13 protein-coding genes are annotated in these 18,992 nt (G+C 41.2%); 9 read left to right on the top strand and 4 right to left on the bottom strand.

Going from position 1 to position 18,992, the window contains the following annotated elements; genetic code table 11:
* From B7705_RS00370 to metK, 3 genes are all read left to right on the top strand, one after another.
* Nucleotides 1-1,242, top strand: a 1,242-nt coding sequence (locus B7705_RS00370; protein ID WP_084946761.1) for an SHIRT domain-containing protein, incomplete at its 5' end; no start/stop codon positions are given.
* Between the two features lie 274 nt (nucleotides 1,243-1,516).
* Nucleotides 1,517-2,860, top strand: a complete 1,344-nt coding sequence (locus B7705_RS00365; protein WP_084946757.1) for a DEAD/DEAH box helicase — start codon at nucleotides 1,517-1,519, stop codon at nucleotides 2,858-2,860.
* 180 nt (nucleotides 2,861-3,040) lie between these two features.
* Complete coding sequence (metK, locus tag B7705_RS00360; protein ID WP_084946754.1) at nucleotides 3,041-4,231, top strand: methionine adenosyltransferase; 1,191 nt, start codon at nucleotides 3,041-3,043, stop codon at nucleotides 4,229-4,231.
* 72 nt (nucleotides 4,232-4,303) lie between these two features.
* Here metK and B7705_RS00355 read toward each other — a convergent pair whose 3' ends face one another.
* The 4 genes from B7705_RS00355 to B7705_RS00340 form a co-directional block, all read right to left on the bottom strand.
* On the bottom strand, nucleotides 4,304-4,603 hold the full coding sequence (locus B7705_RS00355; protein WP_084946752.1) for a DUF1827 family protein: 300 nt from the start codon (nucleotides 4,601-4,603) through the stop codon (nucleotides 4,304-4,306).
* A 58-nt stretch (nucleotides 4,604-4,661) separates the two neighbouring features.
* On the bottom strand, nucleotides 4,662-5,114 hold the full coding sequence (locus tag B7705_RS00350; protein WP_084946749.1) for an NUDIX hydrolase: 453 nt from the start codon (nucleotides 5,112-5,114) through the stop codon (nucleotides 4,662-4,664).
* A 130-nt stretch (nucleotides 5,115-5,244) separates the two neighbouring features.
* Nucleotides 5,245-7,503, bottom strand: coding sequence for an ATP-dependent Clp protease ATP-binding subunit (locus B7705_RS00345; RefSeq protein WP_084946747.1), 2,259 nt, complete (start codon nucleotides 7,501-7,503; stop codon nucleotides 5,245-5,247).
* A 238-nt stretch (nucleotides 7,504-7,741) separates the two neighbouring features.
* A complete protein-coding gene (locus B7705_RS00340; protein WP_084946744.1) occupies nucleotides 7,742-7,972 on the bottom strand; it encodes a YkuJ family protein in 231 nt (76 codons plus the stop codon).
* Between the two features lie 191 nt (nucleotides 7,973-8,163).
* On the opposite strand from B7705_RS00340, the gene B7705_RS00335 reads away from it, so the two are divergent.
* From B7705_RS00335 to B7705_RS00310, 6 genes are all read left to right on the top strand, one after another.
* Entirely contained in the window at nucleotides 8,164-8,847 is a 684-nt protein-coding gene (locus B7705_RS00335) for an amino acid ABC transporter permease (RefSeq protein ID WP_084946741.1), read from the top strand.
* Nucleotides 8,847-9,581, top strand: coding sequence for an amino acid ABC transporter ATP-binding protein (locus B7705_RS00330; protein WP_084946738.1), 735 nt, complete (start codon nucleotides 8,847-8,849; stop codon nucleotides 9,579-9,581). The genes B7705_RS00335 and B7705_RS00330 overlap by 1 nt, the downstream gene beginning before the upstream one ends.
* A 33-nt stretch (nucleotides 9,582-9,614) precedes the next feature.
* Nucleotides 9,615-9,935: a TfoX/Sxy family protein gene (locus tag B7705_RS00325; protein ID WP_084946735.1), complete on the top strand. Its 321-nt coding sequence runs from the start codon at nucleotides 9,615-9,617 to the stop codon at nucleotides 9,933-9,935.
* 148 nt (nucleotides 9,936-10,083) lie between these two features.
* The gene (locus B7705_RS00320; RefSeq protein ID WP_193431899.1) at nucleotides 10,084-10,941 is read left to right on the top strand and encodes a bifunctional methylenetetrahydrofolate dehydrogenase/methenyltetrahydrofolate cyclohydrolase; all 858 of its coding nucleotides are present in this window, start codon (nucleotides 10,084-10,086) and stop codon (nucleotides 10,939-10,941) included.
* Nucleotides 10,942-10,945: 4 nt separating this feature from the next.
* On the top strand, nucleotides 10,946-11,719 hold the full coding sequence (locus tag B7705_RS00315) for an HAD hydrolase family protein (RefSeq protein ID WP_000673624.1): 774 nt from the start codon (nucleotides 10,946-10,948) through the stop codon (nucleotides 11,717-11,719).
* Between the two features lie 354 nt (nucleotides 11,720-12,073).
* A partial coding sequence (locus tag B7705_RS00310; protein ID WP_084946729.1) for an SIALI-17 repeat-containing surface protein occupies nucleotides 12,074-18,992 on the top strand: 6,919 nt, incomplete at its 3' end.

The raw sequence follows: 18,992 nt of genomic DNA, 5'->3' as shown, positions 1-18,992 counted from the left end.
GCCTCTGTTTCCGCTCAACAACCATCCCAAACCACTTACACCGACGCAGTGAACGACGGCACTTGGACCTTCAAGGGTTACGACGCAGCTAGCGCTGTGGTCAACAAGTCAAATGTAGAGTTTGTAGGAAAATGGGCCTTTGAAGCTAACAAGTACCAAGCTACTTATCGCTTCGAGAGCGAGACAGCAGGTCAAGCTCTTCCAGCAGCCATCGCAGCCTTGACTCCAAGTGACAGTGCAACTTATGTGAATGGTGCCTCTGTTTCCGCTCAACAACCATCCCAAACCACTTACACCGACGCAGTGAACGACGGCACTTGGACCTTCAAGGGTTACGACGCAGCTAGCGCCGTTGTCAACAAGGCAAATGTAGAGTTTGTAGGGAAATGGGAATTCAAGGCGAATCCGACAAATGCTGAAACTTATACGCCTCAAGTAACGGAAGAAACTATCAAGGTTGGACAAACACCTGACTTGACCGATAATGTGACGAACTTGCCAAGCCTTCCAGCTGGCACTAAGGTAGTTGATATCACACCTGCAGGTCAAATTGACACAACAAAATCAGGTACTTACACAGGTAAGGTACGAGTTGACTATCCAGATGGTTCTTCTACTGAAGTTCCTGTACCAGTTAATGTTTTGCCTGCACCGGTGACTGAAACATATAAGGTGACTTACCGCTTCGAGAGTGCAACCGCAGACAACAACTTGCCAGCAGAAGTATTGAGCTTACTTCCACAAAGTGGAACATATACTACAAGTTCTTCTGCAGCGATTGCTTTTGTTCCAGAAGCACCGATGCCTGTAGAGGTAGCTGTTGCAAATGGTACATGGACATTCCTAGGTTACCAAGAAGTGGAAGAGGGGGCAAATCTAACCTTCGTCGGTAAGTGGGTCTTTGAAGCTAAGCAAGATCCTAGTCCACAACCACAGCCTGCACCAACGCCACAACCACAACCGGTTCCGCAACCAGCACCTCAACCAAATCCAATTCCACCAGTTAATCCAGGAGGAGAGCAGGGGGCTGATAATAATCAGGCAAATAGACTTCAACCAGAACAACCAAGAAAACCTGAAGAGAATCCACCAGCTCAAAGTCCAGCAGGAGAAAAGGCAAAACAAGATACATTACCAAACACAGGTAGCACTGCACCGCTTTCACTCACTGGTCTAATGACTAGCTCTCTTCTTGCAGGTCTAGGAGCGTTGCTTCTTGGTCGCAAGCGGAAAGATGATTAAGCACTGATGTTATCTAGCAGCTTTCGACTTTTATAAGATTGTTAAGCAAGTAGTTGACTTTTTGCCAAGTGTATCTGAGTCAAAAGAGTTAACGCTTAGAGAAGACCAATTCGGTCTTCTCTTTTTGCATTTTGGATAGAAAGCAAATGTGTGATCTCAAGTCTAAGATTGGTATTTGGAGAAATTGAGAGCCTTGTGATAGGTCAGATGAGTTGGACTACTGAAAATGTTCAAAATATGGTATAATGGTTAGATGAATAGAATCGAGGATAGTATGTCATTTACGAAATTTCAGTTTAAAAACTACATAGAAAAGGCTTTGGAGGAGTTGAAGTTTACAACTCCTACCGAAGTTCAGGAAAAGTTGATTCCTATTGTCTTGGCGGGTCGTGATTTGGTGGGCGAGTCAAAAACAGGTTCAGGAAAGACCCACACTTTCTTGCTACCCATTTTCCAGCAATTAGATGAAACTAGTGATAGTGTGCAAGCGGTCATTACGGCTCCAAGTCGTGAGTTAGCTACTCAGATTTACCAAGCAGCTCGTCAGATTGCGGCCCACTCAGATGTCGAAGTCCGTGTGGTTAACTATGTTGGCGGTACGGATAAGGCACGTCAGATTGAAAAACTTGCCAGCAACCAACCCCATATTGTCATCGGGACTCCAGGGCGTATCTATGACTTGGTCAAATCTGGTGATTTAGCCATTCACAAGGCTAAGACTTTTGTCGTAGACGAAGCCGATATGACCTTGGATATGGGATTCTTGGAGACAGTTGACAAGATTGCAGGAAGCCTTCCAAAAGACTTGCAATTCATGGTCTTTTCAGCAACTATTCCACAGAAGTTGCAGCCCTTCTTGAAAAAATATTTGTCAAATCCTGTCATGGAGAAAATCAAAACAAAAACAGTCATCTCTGATACCATTGAAAACTGGTTGGTTTCGACCAAGGGCCGAGATAAGAATGCTCAGATTTATGAGTTGACTCAAGTCATGCAACCTTATTTGGCAATGATTTTTGTGAATACCAAAACGCGTGCAGATGAATTACATACATACCTAACAGCTAAAGGTTTGAAGGTGGCTAAGATTCATGGAGATATTGCCCCTCGTGAGCGCAAGCGAATCATGAATCAGGTGAAAAATCTTGATTTTGAGTACATTGTCGCAACGGATTTGGCGGCGCGTGGAATTGATATTGAAGGTGTCAGTCATGTCATCAATGATGCGATTCCGCAGGATTTATCTTTCTTTGTTCATCGTGTGGGACGTACTGGACGCAATGGTCTACCTGGTACAGCTATCACCCTTTACCAGCCAAGTGATGACTCGGATATCCGTGAGTTGGAAAAATTAGGTATCAAGTTTACTCCTAAGATGGTCAAAGACGGAGAGTTTCAAGATACCTATGACCGTGATCGTCGTGCCAATCGTGAAAAGAAGCAGGATAAGCTTGATATCGAAATGATTGGCTTGGTTAAAAAGAAAAAGAAAAAAGTCAAACCAGGCTATAAGAAGAAGATTCAATGGGCGGTGGATGAAAAACGTCGCAAAACCAAGCGTGCTGAAAATCGTGCTCGTGGCCGTGCCGAGCGTAAAGCCAAACGCCAAACATTTTAAGAACAAAATTGGAGCTGAATGGCTCCTTTTTGTACCTTCGTTTTATAAATTTTCGAAAAGAATGCAAAAATGAGTAAAAAGTGGTATAATGATAGGGTTATATAGTCCCGATAAGATGGTAGAAATTTCTATCAGTACTTTGTAACTCTATAACAATATTTTTTAAGGGGGGACATTTTTATGTCAGAACGTAAATTATTCACGTCTGAATCTGTATCTGAGGGGCATCCAGATAAGATTGCAGACCAAATTTCAGATGCGATTTTGGATGCTATTTTAGCAAAGGATCCAGAGGCGCACGTTGCTGCTGAGACAGCTGTATACACTGGTTCTGTCCATGTTTTTGGTGAAATTTCTACAAATGCTTATGTGGATATCAACCGTGTGGTTCGTGATACCATTGCAGAGATTGGTTATACGAATGCAGAATATGGTTTTTCTGCGGAAACAGTTGGAGTTCATCCATCGCTTGTTGAGCAGTCGCCGGATATCGCCCAAGGTGTTAACGAAGCCTTGGAAGTCCGTGGAAGTGCAGATCAAGATCCGCTTGACTTGATTGGTGCTGGTGACCAAGGTCTCATGTTTGGATTTGCAGTAGATGAGACAGAAGAACTCATGCCATTGCCAATCTCACTCAGCCACAAGTTGGTTCGTCGTTTGGCAGAACTTCGTAAGTCTGGTAAAATCAGTTATCTTCGTCCAGATGCCAAATCACAAGTTACAGTTGAGTACGATGAAAATGATCGTCCAGTACGTGTGGACACAGTCGTTATTTCAACTCAGCACGATCCAGAAGCTACTAATGAACAAATCCATCAAGATGTGATTAACAAGGTTATCAAAGAAGTTATTCCAGCTTCTTACTTGGATGAGCAAACAAAATTCTTCATCAATCCGACTGGCCGCTTTGTAATCGGTGGACCTCAAGGAGACTCAGGTTTGACTGGTCGTAAGATCATCGTGGATACCTATGGCGGCTATTCTCGTCATGGTGGCGGTGCCTTCTCTGGTAAGGATGCGACTAAGGTGGATCGTTCTGCGTCATATGCAGCTCGCTACATTGCCAAGAATATCGTGGCAGCAGGTCTTGCTAAGAAAGTAGAAGTGCAATTGGCCTATGCCATCGGTGTGGCACAGCCTGTTTCTGTTCGTATCGATACTTTCGGTACAGGAACAGTAGCTGAAAACAAACTTGAAAAAGCAGCGCGTCAAACCTTTGATCTTCGCCCTGCAGGAATTATCCAAATGCTGGATCTTAAACGTCCAATTTACCGTCAAACAGCGGCTTATGGACACATGGGACGTACAGATATTGACCTTCCATGGGAACGTTTGGACAAGGTAGAGGCTTTGAAAGAAGCTGTGAAATAAAATAAAAAAGATTGGTAGTACACAACTACCAATCTTTTTTGCAAGTGAAAACCAGCTTAAAAGCTGGTCTTCTTATTTTATAGGGATTGAGATCTCAATCAATTTATCCGAATAGAGGGTTTTGATATTTGCTTCATCGATACTTTCTTTGTCGATTTTACGTTTCAAGAAGAAGTCTTGGATGGTTTCAATTTCGGGTTCACGAATAGCACGGTGTTTGTTCGAAATGAGGATTTCATAGTGAAGCGGAGCTTGAGTGAAAATCACATCTGTGTTTCCTGCGGAATAGACCTCAACAAGAGTTGCGTCAGTACTTTCTAATTGGCTTTTAACAAGTTGCGAGTGTGAATTAGTCGTGTTGATAAGCTTCATAATAGTTCCTCCGATTTTCTAACTCTATTATAACACTTTTTGGATAAAATCGTGTATTTTAGTCAATTCCATGCTGGATTTTCCAAGCTTCAATCCCCCATTTGTGGCTACCGCGTTTGAGTTTTTCTATTGCCTCGTCAATAGGAAACCAAGCAATATGATTAAAGTCTTCCAAAGGTTTTTGTACTTCTTGGAAAGAAATGGCTTCGTAGAGATAAGCTGGATTGTAGTAGTAGGTGTCTCGGTGACGAGAGTAAAAATACTCATCAGCTTGTCCGAAATAGTTTCCGATTTCAGCTGTAAAGCCTAGTTCTTCAATTAGTTCTCTCTTTAGTGCTTCTTGATGGTCTTCGCCCGCTTCAATCTCTCCACCTGGCAAGAACCAAGCACCATTGGGAGCTTGAACTAAGACAATTTGTTTTTTTTCTGCATCAGGAATAACTGCGTACACACCATAGCGGGGCTGGTAGGTCATATTCTCTTTTTTTTCACCAAAGGTTGGGTTTGCCATTGAACTTTCCTCATTCTCTAGTATCTTTATTATTATCATAATGGACGAGGGGGCAAGCTGTCAAGAATTTACAGTTATTTTAGTAAAAAAGGTGCAGAAATGATAGACTTCCTGCACCTGTTAGATCGTTCTAATCTTCTTTTTCAGAAGCAATCTCTTCTGTTTTTTCAGTTTTTTTGGCAGATTTGATTTGAATCTTGCCATTGCTTGTCATGACTGCCTTGAGGTCTTTTTCGCTTGGATTTTCAAGGTAGTAGTCTGTGATAGCATCCTCAATATGGTCTTGAATGGTACGACGGAGTGGGCGTGCTCCCATTTTTGGATCATATCCCAAGTCAACCAACTTTTCTTTGACTTTGTCTGTCACTTCGAGGTGGATATTGTTGCTAGAAAGGCGTTTGTTGACATCTGCTAGCATGAGTTCGACGATTTGGAGAAGGTTGCCCTTGCTGAGAGCTTTGAACTCGATGATGCCATCAAAACGGTTCATAAATTCTGGGCTAAAGAAATTGCCAAGTTCACCGAGGACAGAGTTGGTTCGACCCTCACGAGCAGCTCCAAAACCAACACTGGCTTCGGCTTTACCAGTACCGGCATTTGAAGTCATGATAATGATAGCATCTTTAAAGCTAACTGTCCGTCCTTGCCCATCTGTCAAACGACCATCGTCTAAGACTTGAAGGAACATGTGCATGACATCTGGGTGAGCTTTTTCCACTTCATCGAGAAGGATGAGAGAGTAGGGATTGCGACGAACTTTTTCTGTTAATTGCCCCGCTTCATCGTAGCCGACATAGCCTGGAGGAGCTCCGACCAATTTAGCCACACTGTGTTTTTCCATGTATTCACTCATATCAAAGCGAATCATGCTATCAGCAGAACCAAAAAGTTCAATGGCTAGTTGTTTGGAAAGTTCTGTCTTACCGACTCCAGTTGGTCCGACAAAGAGGAAACTACCGATTGGACGATTTGGAGTACCAAGTCCAACACGATTACGACGGATGGCTTTAGCAATCTTATCGACAGCCTCGTCTTGGCCAATGACATGAGCCTTGAGGTCGTCTGCTAGATGGATAAGCTGAGACTGTTCTTTTTCTTTTAGCTCCCCAACAGGGATATTAGTTTTCTGCTCAATGATATGCTCAATAGTTTTCTCACTGATGATAGGAGTATCCTGATCGGTCACCTTGTTTTTTTGCATTTCCTTGTACTTGGCAATCTGATCGCGGAAATAGGCAGCTTTTTCAAAGTCTTCCTCTCGTGTAGCCTGAGCCTTGAGATTCTCAGCCTCAATTAAACGCTGATCAATCACTTTGGGATCCACAAAGTTCAGGGTCAGATTCATCTTAGAACCAGCCTCATCTAACAGGTCAATAGCCTTGTCTGGCAAGAAGCGGTCTTGGATATAGCGATTGGAAAGATTCGCAGCAGCTTCGATAGCAGCATCAGTATACTTGACGTGATGGTAGTCTTCGTATTTTTTTTGAACTCCTTTGAGGATGATAATTGTTTCTTCGACAGTTGGTTCATCTACCTTGACAGGCTGCATACGACGCTCCAAAGCAGCATCTTTTTCAATGATGCGGTATTCATTGAGAGTAGTAGCACCGACCAATTGCAATTCACCACGGGCAAGGGCTGGTTTCAGGATATTTCCTGCATCCATATTACCATCGCCAGCAGATCCTGCACCGACAATTTCATGGATTTCATCGATAAAGAGAATGATATCCTCACGTTTGCGTATCTCTTCCATGAGCTTTTGCATACGCTCTTCAAATTGGCCTCGAATACCCGTTCCTTGAACTAAGCTGACCACATCCAAACGGATGACTTGCTTACCTTGGAGTTTATGGGGAACATCACCATCAACGATTTTTTGGGCTAGACCTTCAACAACGGCTGTTTTACCAACACCAGGTTCACCGATAAGGACTGGATTGTTCTTGGTTCGACGGTTGAGGATTTCGATAACGCGGATAATCTCCTCATCTCGACCAATAACAGGATCAATATCTCCTCGACGGGCAATCTCGGTTATGTTGATACCATATTCCTCTAGGAGACCTCTTTCTTGGTTAGGAGGTGTTTGAAGTGGGCCACGGTTTTGAGGTCCGTAATCCCCATTTCCTCCATATCCTCCACCTGATTGAGTTGGAGGAACGTTATTGGAAGAAGGTCTGAAATTGTTCAAATCATTGAAAAAGTCTCCAAAAGGATCAAAGTCACGATTGTTTAAGTCAGTCATTCCTTTAAAGAGGGTATTGTTTGGGTCCGTTTTGATAATTTTATAGCAATTTTGACAGAGATCAATTTGCTTTTGCTGTCCATTAATATTGGTATACAGATGAATTGTTGAGTCGTTTATTTTACAGTTTTGACAGAGCATACATCTACCTCATTTCATTCTTATTCTTGGCTTAATAAAAAGGTCAAAAATAGTCAAATTTTTATACTCCCATTATAGCATGATTAAGGTGTAAAGCAAGTAAAAAGATTGGGAAGTGTTCGTTTTTAAAAGAAGAATTCAAGGAGAATCAAGCGACATTGAGGGCAAGAAAAAATCCCATTTGCGGGGACAAAAAGGATTCTCGTTCATCAGTCAGGTTTTCCCTACTGATTTTTTATTAGTAAAGGAGTTCGTAGATCTCCATTGCAATCAAGTCAATACTATCAAAGGTATAGGTTTCACGTGCTTCAACATCGCGAAGGGTGAAGAGTGATCCATTTTCTTCGTCGTGGCTGTAGGTAACTTCTGCAACAACAACACCCTCACGTTCAAAATTACGTTTTAGATTTCCGCCATCTTTTGTCATAGCTTCTAGGCGGTTGATGATTCTAACCAAATGTGATTCCATTATGATTCTCCTCCATTTCTTATCGTTTCTATTTTACCATAAACAAGAGGTAGTTGACTAGAAAAAAACTGTGATTTCTCTCTATTTCTCTATTCTATCAAGTTTATTGTCAAAATCAGAGAAAAAGGATTGCATTTTAATTCAATTCATGTTATAATCATACAATCTAGTACATAGAAAGTTGATTGAATATGAATTTTTCTTTTTTACCAAAGTATTTACCATATTTTAACTATGGTGCTCTGATTACCGTATTGATTTCCATCCTTGTTGTCTGTTTAGGAACCATTATAGGTGTGTTGCTGGCCTTTACTCAGCGGTCACGCTTCAAACCACTCGTTTGGTTTGCAAATGTATATGTTTGGATTTTCCGTGGTACTCCAATGATGGTTCAGATCATGATTGCCTTTGCTCTTATGCATATCAATGCTCCGACTATCCAAGTGGGAATTTTAGGAGTTGATCTTTCTCGTTTGATTCCTGGTATTCTGATTATTTCTATGAATAGTGGAGCTTACGTTTCGGAAACTGTTCGTGCGGGGATTAATGCGGTTCCTAAAGGGCAGTTAGAGGCAGCTTATTCCTTAGGTATTCGTCCCAAAAATGCCATGCGTTATGTTATTTTGCCACAGGCAATTAAGAATATTCTGCCAGCATTGGGAAATGAATTTATCACCATTATCAAGGATAGTTCCCTCTTGTCAGCGATTGGGGTGATGGAGTTGTGGAATGGTGCAACGACAGTAGCAACTACAACTTATTTACCGTTGACTCCTCTTTTATTTGCTGCCTTTTACTACTTGGTTATGACCTCTGTTTTGACAGTGGCTTTGAAGGCATTTGAAAATTACATTGGACAAGGAGACAAGAAATAATGACAGAAACCTTGATTAAAATTGAAGAACTACATAAGTCTTTTGGGAAAAACGAAGTTTTAAAAGGGATCAACCTTGAGATTAAACGAGGAGAAGTTGTGGTAATTATCGGTCCGTCAGGTAGCGGGAAATCAACCCTCCTTCGTTCGATGAATCTGCTCGAAGAAGCAAGTAAAGGCAAGGTTATCTTTGAAGGTGTCGATATTACGGATAAGAAGAATGACCTTTTTGCCATGCGTGAAAAGATGGGCATGGTATTCCAACAATTCAACCTCTTTCCTAATATGACGGTCATGGAAAATATTACTTTGTCCCCGATTAAAACCAAAGGTGAAAGCAAGGAAGTTGCGGAGAAGAGAGCGCAGGAACTATTAGAAAAAGTTGGCTTGCCAGATAAGGCGACAGCCTATCCGCAGAGTTTATCAGGTGGCCAGCAACAACGGATTGCCATTGCACGTGGTTTGGCCATGGAACCAGATGTTTTACTCTTTGATGAACCGACTTCAGCCTTGGACCCTGAGATGGTTGGAGAAGTTCTAGCTGTTATGCAAGACCTTGCCAAGTCAGGGATGACCATGGTGATTGTGACTCATGAAATGGGCTTTGCTCGCGAGGTAGCAGACCGTGTTATCTTCATGGCAGATGGTGTTGTTGTCGAAGACGGAACTCCAGAGGAAATTTTTGACCAAACCCAAGAACAACGGACCAAGGATTTTTTGAGTAAGGTTTTGTAAGACCTCATTTTTAGAAGAAGTGGAGTAGAAATCATGGCATCCAGTAAGGAATATTTAGCCTTCATTCTCGATCAGTTTTCGGAGTTAGAGGAGATGAGTTATCGTCCTATGATGGGAGAGTATATCCTTTATTATCGTGGGAAGGTTATTGGGGGAATCTATGATAATCGTCTGTTACTGAAGCCTGTGAAGGTGGTCATGGATCAACTGGGACAGACTAGGCTTGAACGTCCTTATGAAGGAGCCAAGGAGATGATTTTACTAGAAGACCTTGAAGATAAGTCATTTATAGCGAAACTAATCAAGGATATGTACGAAGTCTTGCCGACTCCAAAAGTAAAAAAGAAAACATGATAGATTAATCCAATATAATTAGGCCTAAAAGCTCGCTAAGAGCTTTTTCTTATAGTTTTTGACTATAAGGTCCATTAGTCAAGAAGTGTTAGAATGGCAAGTCATTTTTTGTTATAATAGAGGATATTTGATAGAAGAGAGAAGAGATATGACGCAGATTATTGATGGGAAGGCTCTAGCAGCTAAGTTACAAGGACAGCTGGCTGAAAAAACTGCTAAACTAAAAGAAGAAACAGGTCTAGTTCCAGGATTGGTGGTGATTTTGGTGGGGGACAATCCAGCCAGCCAAGTCTACGTTCGTAACAAAGAACGGTCAGCTCTTGCTGCTGGCTTCCGTAGTGAAGTAGTGCGTGTTCCTGAAACTATTACCCAAGCAGAATTGTTAGACTTGATTGCTAAATACAATCAAGATCCAGCTTGGCATGGGATTTTGGTCCAGTTGCCTTTACCTAAACATATTGACGAAGAGGCAGTTTTATTAGCCATTGACCCCGAAAAAGACGTGGATGGTTTCCATCCGCTAAACATGGGACGCCTTTGGTCTGGTCATCCAGTTATGATTCCTTCAACTCCTGCAGGAATTATGGAGATGTTTCATGAATATGGGATTGATCTAGAAGGTAAAAATGCAGTTGTCATCGGTCGTTCAAATATCGTTGGGAAACCAATGGCTCAGCTTCTTTTAGCCAAGAATGCGACTGTGACTTTGACTCACTCACGCACCCATCATCTTGCCAAGGTAGCTGCTAAGGCAGATATTCTTGTAGTTGCAATCGGTCGCGCTAAGTTTGTGACTGCTGACTTTGTCAAACCGGGAGCGGTTGTCATTGACGTTGGGATGAACCGAGATGAAAATGGCAAGCTTTGTGGAGATGTTGATTATGATGCTGTTGCACCACTTGCTAGCCACATCACACCTGTACCGGGTGGAGTTGGTCCTATGACGATTACCATGCTAATGGAGCAAACCTATCAGGCAGCGCTTCGAACACTAAACAAGGACTAGAAAGATGAAATTCGTATTTGACCTGGATGGAACGCTATCTTTTGACTACATGACCATAGATGAGGAGATTCAGCAGGTTCTTTTAAAGGCTGAAGATTATGGTCATGAGCTTGTGTTTGCCTCAGCTCGCTCTTATCGGGATTGTTTGGGTTTATTAGGTTCCGAACTCAGTCAGCGCTTGGTCATAGGGTTGAATGGAGGCGTAGCCTATCATCTGGGGAAGGCTATCTTCGAAAGGAATCTCGATGCTAAAGTTTATCAGGCGCTAGTGGATTATTGCCAGACTTATAATCTCCCTTTCTTTGTAGATGATTGCTTTGACTATAGTGGTCAGATTGTGGAGAAGATTCCATTTTTCTCCAGTGTGGACCCCCTAAAGGTAGCTCGCCATCAGAAACTCGAGGACTTAGGGACTCCGATTAAGATAGTCGTTTATATGGGCGACCACGAGGATTTGCTTGATGATCTGCTTGGTCAGTTAGAAAGACTGGGGCAGGCTCATCTGTCTTATCATGCGCATGAAAAGTGTCTTTATGTCAACCCCTTAGATACTCACAAGGCTACAACAGTTGAAACGTTATGTGGGGAAAACTTCATCGCCTTTGGAAATGATCAAAACGATATTGAACTGTTTAAGACATCTCTTTATTCAGTTCAGATAGGAGACTTTGCTGGCCTTACTCCATATGCAGATGAAACGTTAGAGCTAAAAGGAGCTCCTTCTCCAGCAGTAGCAGCCAAAATCTTACAGACTTTTGCGGAATTTAAGGGAAAATAGTGTAGAAGGAGGTAGAACAAGGTTCGCCTTCTTTTTATGTAGAGTAATGCAGTCTATAAACTATAAATTTGAAGTTTGAAAAAGATATTAATGGAATTCAATTTGTAGTAGAAAGAGTCTAGAACCGAAAGCTATTTTCATTGCAACTATTCCTTTTAAATGACCCCCTTCTTATATATCATTTTATTGGGTTAAATTAATGGAAAATAATTGCAATTTAAGGTGCGTTTTGATATATTTAATATATAAAACATATTATAAAACTTGGTACTTGTTTGTGTATTCAGAAGGAGGTTATTTTTTAAAATAAAGTAAACGCTTACTTTGTATCAAGAAAAAGAAATGAGGATTTTAATGAACAAAAGACTTTTTGATAAACGTTGTCATTATAGCATTCGTAAATTTGCAATAGGTGCGGCATCTGTAATGATTGGGGCTAGTATATTTGGTATTTCTGCTGTACAAGCTGAGGAGGTGGCTTCATCCAATGCTAAAACAGAAGAAACAACTGTTCATCAAGCTCAACCTTTAGATAAGCTTCCCGATGATGTGGCAGCTGCTATTGCAAAGGCTGATGAGAATGGTGGGCGTGAGTTTGTAAAACCAAAAGCTGAATCGGCAGAAGACAAAGTGACTAAGGATACAGAACCTACTACACCTACTAACGAGAGTAGTCGTGAATTGGTTAGTCCTAAAGGGGAAACTCCAAATAAAGTAGAAGAAGGAAACAAGGCTGATAACAAACAGAAATCTGAAGAGGCAAATCCAAAGCCTGTTGAATCTGAAGTAACAGCTGGAACAGAAGTGAAAGAGGATTCTAAAAAAACTTCTGAAAAGGACCAAGTGAAAGCAGACACAGAGATTAAACCTTCTTCTGAAAAATCGCAAGTGCTGTCTAGGGAGTCAAACAAAGCCGAAGTTGAAAAGGAAAAACAGCTATTATCGGAACGAAAACAAGATTTTAATAAAGATTGGTATTTTAAACTAAATGCCCAAGGAGATTTTTCAAAAAAAGATGTGGATGTTCATGATTGGTCTAAATTGAATCTTCCTCATGATTGGAGTATTTATTTTGACTTTGATCACAAGTCTCCCGCTCGTAATGAAGGTGGGCAGTTAAATGGTGGAACAGCTTGGTATCGTAAGACTTTCACATTAGACGAAGCAGACAAGAATAAGGATGTTCGTATCAATTTTGATGGGGTTTACATGGATTCAAAGGTCTATGTAAATGGTAAATTTGTCGGACATTATCCAAGTGGCTATAATCATTTTTCATATGATATCACAGAATTTTTAAACAAGGATGGTAGTGAAAATTCAATTACTGTTCAAGTGACCAATAAGCAACCAAGTAGTCGTTGGTATTCAGGAAGTGGGATTTATCGTGATGTAACCCTTAGTTATCGTGATAAAGTCCATGTTGCAGAAAATGGTAATCATATCACTACTCCAAAACTTGCTGAGCAAAAAGAAGGGAATGTTGAAACACAGGTTCAAAGTAAGATTAAAAATACGGATAAGAAGGCTGCTAAAGTCTTTGTGGAACAACAAATTTTTACTAAGGAAGGTAAGGTTGTTTCAGAATTAGTCCGCTCTGAAACGAAGAATTTAGCAGAAAATGAAACTGCAGATTTCAGACAAACAATCCTAGTTAATAAACCAACTCTTTGGACGACAAAAAGTTATCATCCTCAACTGTATGTGTTGAAAACAAAGGTTTATAAAGAAGGTCAACTAGTTGATGTAACAGAAGATACATTTGGTTACCGTTATTTCAATTGGACTGCTAAGGAAGGTTTCTCTCTGAATGGTGAACGCATGAAATTCCACGGAGTAAGTATTCACCATGACAATGGATCCTTGGGGGCAGAAGAGAATTATAAGGCTACCTATCGTAAATTAAAACTCTTGAAAGATATGGGGGTTAACTCTATTCGAACAACCCACAATCCAGCGAGTCCTCAGTTACTTGATGCTGCAGCTAGTTTAGGTCTTTTGGTTCAAGAGGAAGCTTTTGATACTTGGTATGGTGGCAAGAAGACTTACGACTATGGACGGTTCTTTGATCAAGATGCAACTCATCCGGAGGCTAAGAAGGGTGAGAAGTGGTCTGATTTTGATCTCAGAACAATGGTAGAACGTGATAAGAACAATCCGTCTATCGTCATGTGGTCTCTTGGAAATGAGGTAGAGGAGGCAAATGGTAGTCCTCGTTCTATCGAAACTGCTAAACGCTTGAAGGCAGTTATCAAAGCGATTGATACTGAGCGTTATGTAACCATGGGGGAAAACAAATTTAGTCGTGCGGCGACAGGTGATTTCTTGAAACTCGCAGAAATTATGGATGCTGTCGGTATGAACTATGGTGAACGTAATTATGATGCTGTTCGTAGAGCGCATCCAGACTGGCTCATTTATGGTTCTGAAACTTCTTCAGCTACTAGGACGCGTGATTCTTATTATAACCCTGCTCAAATCCTTGGACATGACAATCGTCCAAATCGTCACTATGAACAATCTGACTATGGTAATGACCGTGTTGGATGGGGAAGAACAGCTACTGAATCATGGACTTTTGACCGTGATCGTGCTGGCTATGCTGGACAATTTATCTGGACAGGAATTGACTATATTGGAGAACCGACTCCATGGCATAACCAAGATAGTACACCTGTCAAGAGCTCTTACTTTGGTATTATTGATACAGCTGGTTTACCAAAGAATGATTTCTACCTTTACCGTAGTGAATGGTATAGTGCTAAAGAAAAGCCAACTGTTCGCATTTTACCACATTGGAACTGGACTGAAGAGACCCTTAAGGATCGCAAGATGCTGATTGATGGAAAGGTTCCGGTTCGTACCTTCTCAAATGCTGCAAGCGTCGAATTGTTCTTAAATGGAGAGTCGCTTGGTAAAAAGGAATTTACTAAGAAAAGGACAGAAGATGGACGTCCATATCATGAGGGAGCTAAACCAAGTGAATTGTATCTTGAGTGGCTTGTGAAATACCAACCAGGCACACTGACTGCGATTGCTCGAGATGAAAATGGCAACGAAATTGCGCGTGATAGTGTGACAACTGCTGGGGAACCAGCAAGAGTTCGTCTGACTAAAGAAGAGCATGTTATCACTGCAGATGGAAAGGACCTATCCTATATCCATTATGAAATTGTTGATGGCGATGGTAATGTGGTTCCTACAGCTAACAATCTTGTTCATTTCAATCTTCATGGTCAGGGACAAATCGTTGGTGTGGATAATGGAGAACAAGCTAGTCGTGAACGCTACAAAGCTCAAGCAGATGGAACATGGCAAAGACGTGCTTTCAATGGTAAAGGGGTTGTCATTGTAAAATCAACAGAAAAAGAAGGTAAATTTACTCTTTATGCAGATTCTGCTGGTTTGACATCTGATAGCGCAACGGTCGCAACGGTGTCTGGTAAGAAAGAAAATCGTCACTTTGTAGCCTTTGCTCCTGTAAAAGCAACAACTGATGTGACGACAAATCCTGAATTACCTCAAACAGTAACAGCTATTTATAGTGACGGTAGTGTTGAGGAAAAGACTGTAACTTGGGAAATGCCATCTGACTTGCTTACAAGCGCAGGTGAGAAAAAAGTATCTGGACGTGTAGAAGGTTTGGAAACTAAAGCTGAGGCACTTGTTAAAGTGATTGCTTTAGATAGATGGTTACCAAAAGTTGCTACAGTCCCAGTTGGAACGAATGCGGCTGATTTGGATAAAACGGTCACAGCTGTTCTGACAGATGGTAGCTTGATTGATACTGATGTTGTTTCTTGGACCTTGAAAGACCCTGCTGCTTTGAACAAGGAAGGTGGACGTACGGAGGCTACTGGTAAATTGGTAGATGACGACCGTGAAGTGACTGCAACCTTTATCGCAAGTAGTAAGGAAACAACAAGTAGCATTACAGGACTTACTGTTGGGGATAAAGCTCTTGAGAATTTTGAGTCTGGCAAGACCTATTACCGTGTATCCCTTCCTTACACTGCAACTATTCCAAGTGTTGGAGCTCAGACTACCGGATATCAAGTAACTGTTCAGCAAGCTTCTGCTGATAATGGTTATCAGGCTTCTGTCTTCTTGAGTGACCAAAAGGGTGACTTGGTTCAAACTTACTTAATTCAGTTTGTGAAGGAAGCTCCTGCTTTGAAACGTTTGGAAGTGGTTGTAGAAGGAAAAGAAACTGCCACTGAAGATCAAGTATTAACTTATCACGTCATTGGTCGTTATGAGGATGGTTCACAAACAGAGTTTTCGGCTTCAGATATTCACTTAGAAGCTAAATCATCTGATGGGGGACATCTTGAGGTGAATGGTCAGAATCTATTGCTCTATACTAAGGGAAGAGTGACTTTGACACCTCGAATCGATAATCAAACAGAGAAAACAGAATCTGTAACCACTGAAGTGGTGATTAAAGAAAATAAAGTCAGCAAGAAGATTGTGAAACTTCATCCTGTGTTTGTTTCTACAGATATCAATCAGCAACCGAATCTACCTAAAGAAGTTGGAGCAGAATTTGATAAGGGCTTGCCACGCAAAGTATCTGTAGCTTGGGATAAGGTAGATGAAAAAGAGTTGGGGCACTATCATAGCTTTACGCTTAAAGGACATGTGAAAGGCACAGATATTGAAGCTAAAGCGACTGTAACGGTTGAAGGATTGCAAGTTGCAGAGGAAATCAGTCTCACAGTACCTAAGGGTGAGACGGTTCAATTGCCAGCTAATGTCCGGGCTTACCATTCTAACGGAACAACTATCTACAAAGATGTTGTTTGGGATCAGGTTCCAGCCAACTTTAGTCAAATTGAAGGGGTCTATGAAATCAATGGTCGTTTAGTAGGTAGCAATCTGACAACTAAAGCTCATGTTCGAGTGTCTAGTCAAGTGGTTGCTGGAAATAATATCTCTAAACAATGGACAGGTTCACAATTACCAGCTGCCATTGTATCCAATACAGGAGGAGATGACACAGCCAACACCTTGAACGATTTGACTGTATCAAGAACGCCATCAGATGCTAAAAATAGATGGACTACTTGGAGAACAAATACTGATAATGACTGGGCTTCTATCTTATTTGGTAATTCAGGAGACTTGACGAAGCGTTTTGTCAACAATTTGTCGGTTGATTTCTATACTGATGGAGCAATTGGTCTTCCAAAAGAATATGTAGTTGAATATTATGTAGGTAAAGAAATTCCAGATTTACCAAGTGATGTCAGTCATGCGCAACGAGATAGCAATCATCCATTTAATAATCCAGACAATTGGAAAGCAGTTGAAAACTTACATGCTCCAAGTCAGCTGTCTGCAACTCAAACCAATCACTTCACATTTGACAAGGTCGAAACCTACGCTGTTCGTATTCGTATGAAGAAAGCAGATGGAACATCAGGTGTTGGTCTGACAGAGCTAACTGTGCTTGGAAACAAGGTCTTAAGTGAAACAAGTTCAGAGATTTCTATCAAGGTAGATGGCAAGGATCTTGAACATTTTAATCCATCTAAGACAGATTACTATATTCCTCAATCTAGCAAAGAAATCACAGCAACAGCTAGCAATAATGGTTTGGTAACAGTTGTTCCTGCAACAAGTCCAAAAGGTGCAACACGTCTCATCTTGAAAGCAGAAGATGGTACGGTGTTGAAAGAATATCGAATTTTCCGCAATGATGAGAGAGAAACTAGTCAACCTCTTGCTGCAGAAAACAGTGCTAAAATCTTGAATGTTGGAGACAATCTTCAACTTCCTTCAGAAGTAAGTGTTTATTATCCAACTTCAACTAATTGGACTACAGATAAACTTGCAGTGAAGTGGGATGCTATTCCTGAACATGCGACAGAGCATGAGGGAACATTTGAAGTTACCGGTCATGTCATTGGTACAAATCTAACGACTAAAATGCAGGTGACAGTTGTTTCTAAAGGCAATCAAGTCATTTCAGAAAATCCAAGCAACAATGAAACTGATTCTAAAGCCTTTGCTTCGACAACGAACGATACTCAAGCAGCTTCACATGATCGAATTTTCTATATCAATGATGGAAAATACAATGAAGATGGACGTTGGACAAACTGGTCTCGTACTCCGAAAAATCAAGAAACTTCTGTTGGATTACTCTTTAAGAAGGATGGAAAAATTGCTTCTCAATCTATTGGGAAAGTAGCCATTCAGTTCTTTAAAGATAGTGGCACAGATGCTCCAGAGAAAATGGTTCTAGAAAGATATATTGGTCCTGCTTTTACAGAACCAAGTACGATTTCTCGTTACGAAGAAAATGCCGATCATCCATTTAACAAGGCAGAAAATTGGGCACCAATTTCTTACAAAGCTTCTGGAGAATTAGTAGCTGGTAAACCAATCGAGTTTAACTTTGAACCGGTTCAAACGACAGCTATTCGTGCGCGCATGACTCGTAAGGCTACCACCAATGGTCTTGCACTTGTAGAATTTACAGCCTACTCTGCAGGCAAGGGATCAGAAGTGGAAACACCATCAGCGACTATTTCGATCGACGGAAAAGCATTGAAAAACTTTGATCCAAATGTGACAGATTACACTCTAACAACAATGGGTTCAAAACCAAAAGTCACTGCAACAACTAGTGGACATGGAGTAGTTACAGTTGTGGATTCTGGAAATGCCAATCTTCCAACACTGGTTCGTCTTGTTTCCAAAGATGGAAATCTGGTGAAAGAATATCGTTTACACTTTAAGTCTACCTTCCAAACAACACCAACAGAAGGCGTTAAGAACTTAGTAGCAGAAACTCCAAGTTTGGAAATTGAAAAGACTCCGCTTCCGTTTAAAGAAGTTATTCGTGAAAACCCTGAACTTGCTCAAGGTCAACGTCGTATCGTTTCTGAAGGACAAGATGGAGAAAAAGTTGACTATATTCAAGTTTTGGGTACTACTAGAAGTCTTGTTCATTCTGAAGAAAGAAAGGCTCAGGATCGCATTGTTGAAGTAGGAGTGAAAGCATCTATTTCAAGTAGTAAAGGCGAGGAGCCAGCTCCAGTCAATGAAGTTCCAGAATTCAAAGGAGATGCTAACTTTGTAGAAGCAGCAGTCAATGAAGTTCCAGAATTCAAAGGAGGTGCTAACTTTGTAGAAGCAGCAGTCAATGAAGTTCCAGAATTCAAAGGAGGTGCTAACTTTGTAGAAGCAGCAGTCAATGAAGTTCCAGAATTCAAAGGGGGTGCTAACTTTGTAGAAGCAGCAGTAAACGAAGTTCCAGAATTCA

The organism is Streptococcus oralis subsp. dentisani (assembly GCF_002096685.1).
In the GTDB taxonomy this organism is placed as follows: domain Bacteria; phylum Bacillota; class Bacilli; order Lactobacillales; family Streptococcaceae; genus Streptococcus; species Streptococcus oralis_AD.
This window is presented reverse-complemented; position numbering and strand designations above follow the sequence as displayed.

Excerpts from the sequence above, each read along its gene's own strand:
- B7705_RS00365 (WP_084946757.1), top strand. The coding sequence starts at position 1,517 with ATGTCATTTACGAAATTTCAGTTTAAAAACTACATAGAAAAGGCTTTG.
- metK (WP_084946754.1), top strand. The coding sequence starts at position 3,041 with ATGTCAGAACGTAAATTATTCACGTCTGAATCTGTATCTGAGGGGCAT.
- B7705_RS00355 (WP_084946752.1), bottom strand. The coding sequence starts at position 4,603 with ATGAAGCTTATCAACACGACTAATTCACACTCGCAACTTGTTAAAAGC.
- B7705_RS00350 (WP_084946749.1), bottom strand. The coding sequence starts at position 5,114 with ATGGCAAACCCAACCTTTGGTGAAAAAAAAGAGAATATGACCTACCAG.
- B7705_RS00345 (WP_084946747.1), bottom strand. The coding sequence starts at position 7,503 with ATGCTCTGTCAAAACTGTAAAATAAACGACTCAACAATTCATCTGTAT.
- B7705_RS00340 (WP_084946744.1), bottom strand. The coding sequence starts at position 7,972 with ATGGAATCACATTTGGTTAGAATCATCAACCGCCTAGAAGCTATGACA.
- B7705_RS00335 (WP_084946741.1), top strand. The coding sequence starts at position 8,164 with ATGAATTTTTCTTTTTTACCAAAGTATTTACCATATTTTAACTATGGT.
- B7705_RS00330 (WP_084946738.1), top strand. The coding sequence starts at position 8,847 with ATGACAGAAACCTTGATTAAAATTGAAGAACTACATAAGTCTTTTGGG.
- B7705_RS00325 (WP_084946735.1), top strand. The coding sequence starts at position 9,615 with ATGGCATCCAGTAAGGAATATTTAGCCTTCATTCTCGATCAGTTTTCG.
- B7705_RS00320 (WP_193431899.1), top strand. The coding sequence starts at position 10,084 with ATGACGCAGATTATTGATGGGAAGGCTCTAGCAGCTAAGTTACAAGGA.
- B7705_RS00315 (WP_000673624.1), top strand. The coding sequence starts at position 10,946 with ATGAAATTCGTATTTGACCTGGATGGAACGCTATCTTTTGACTACATG.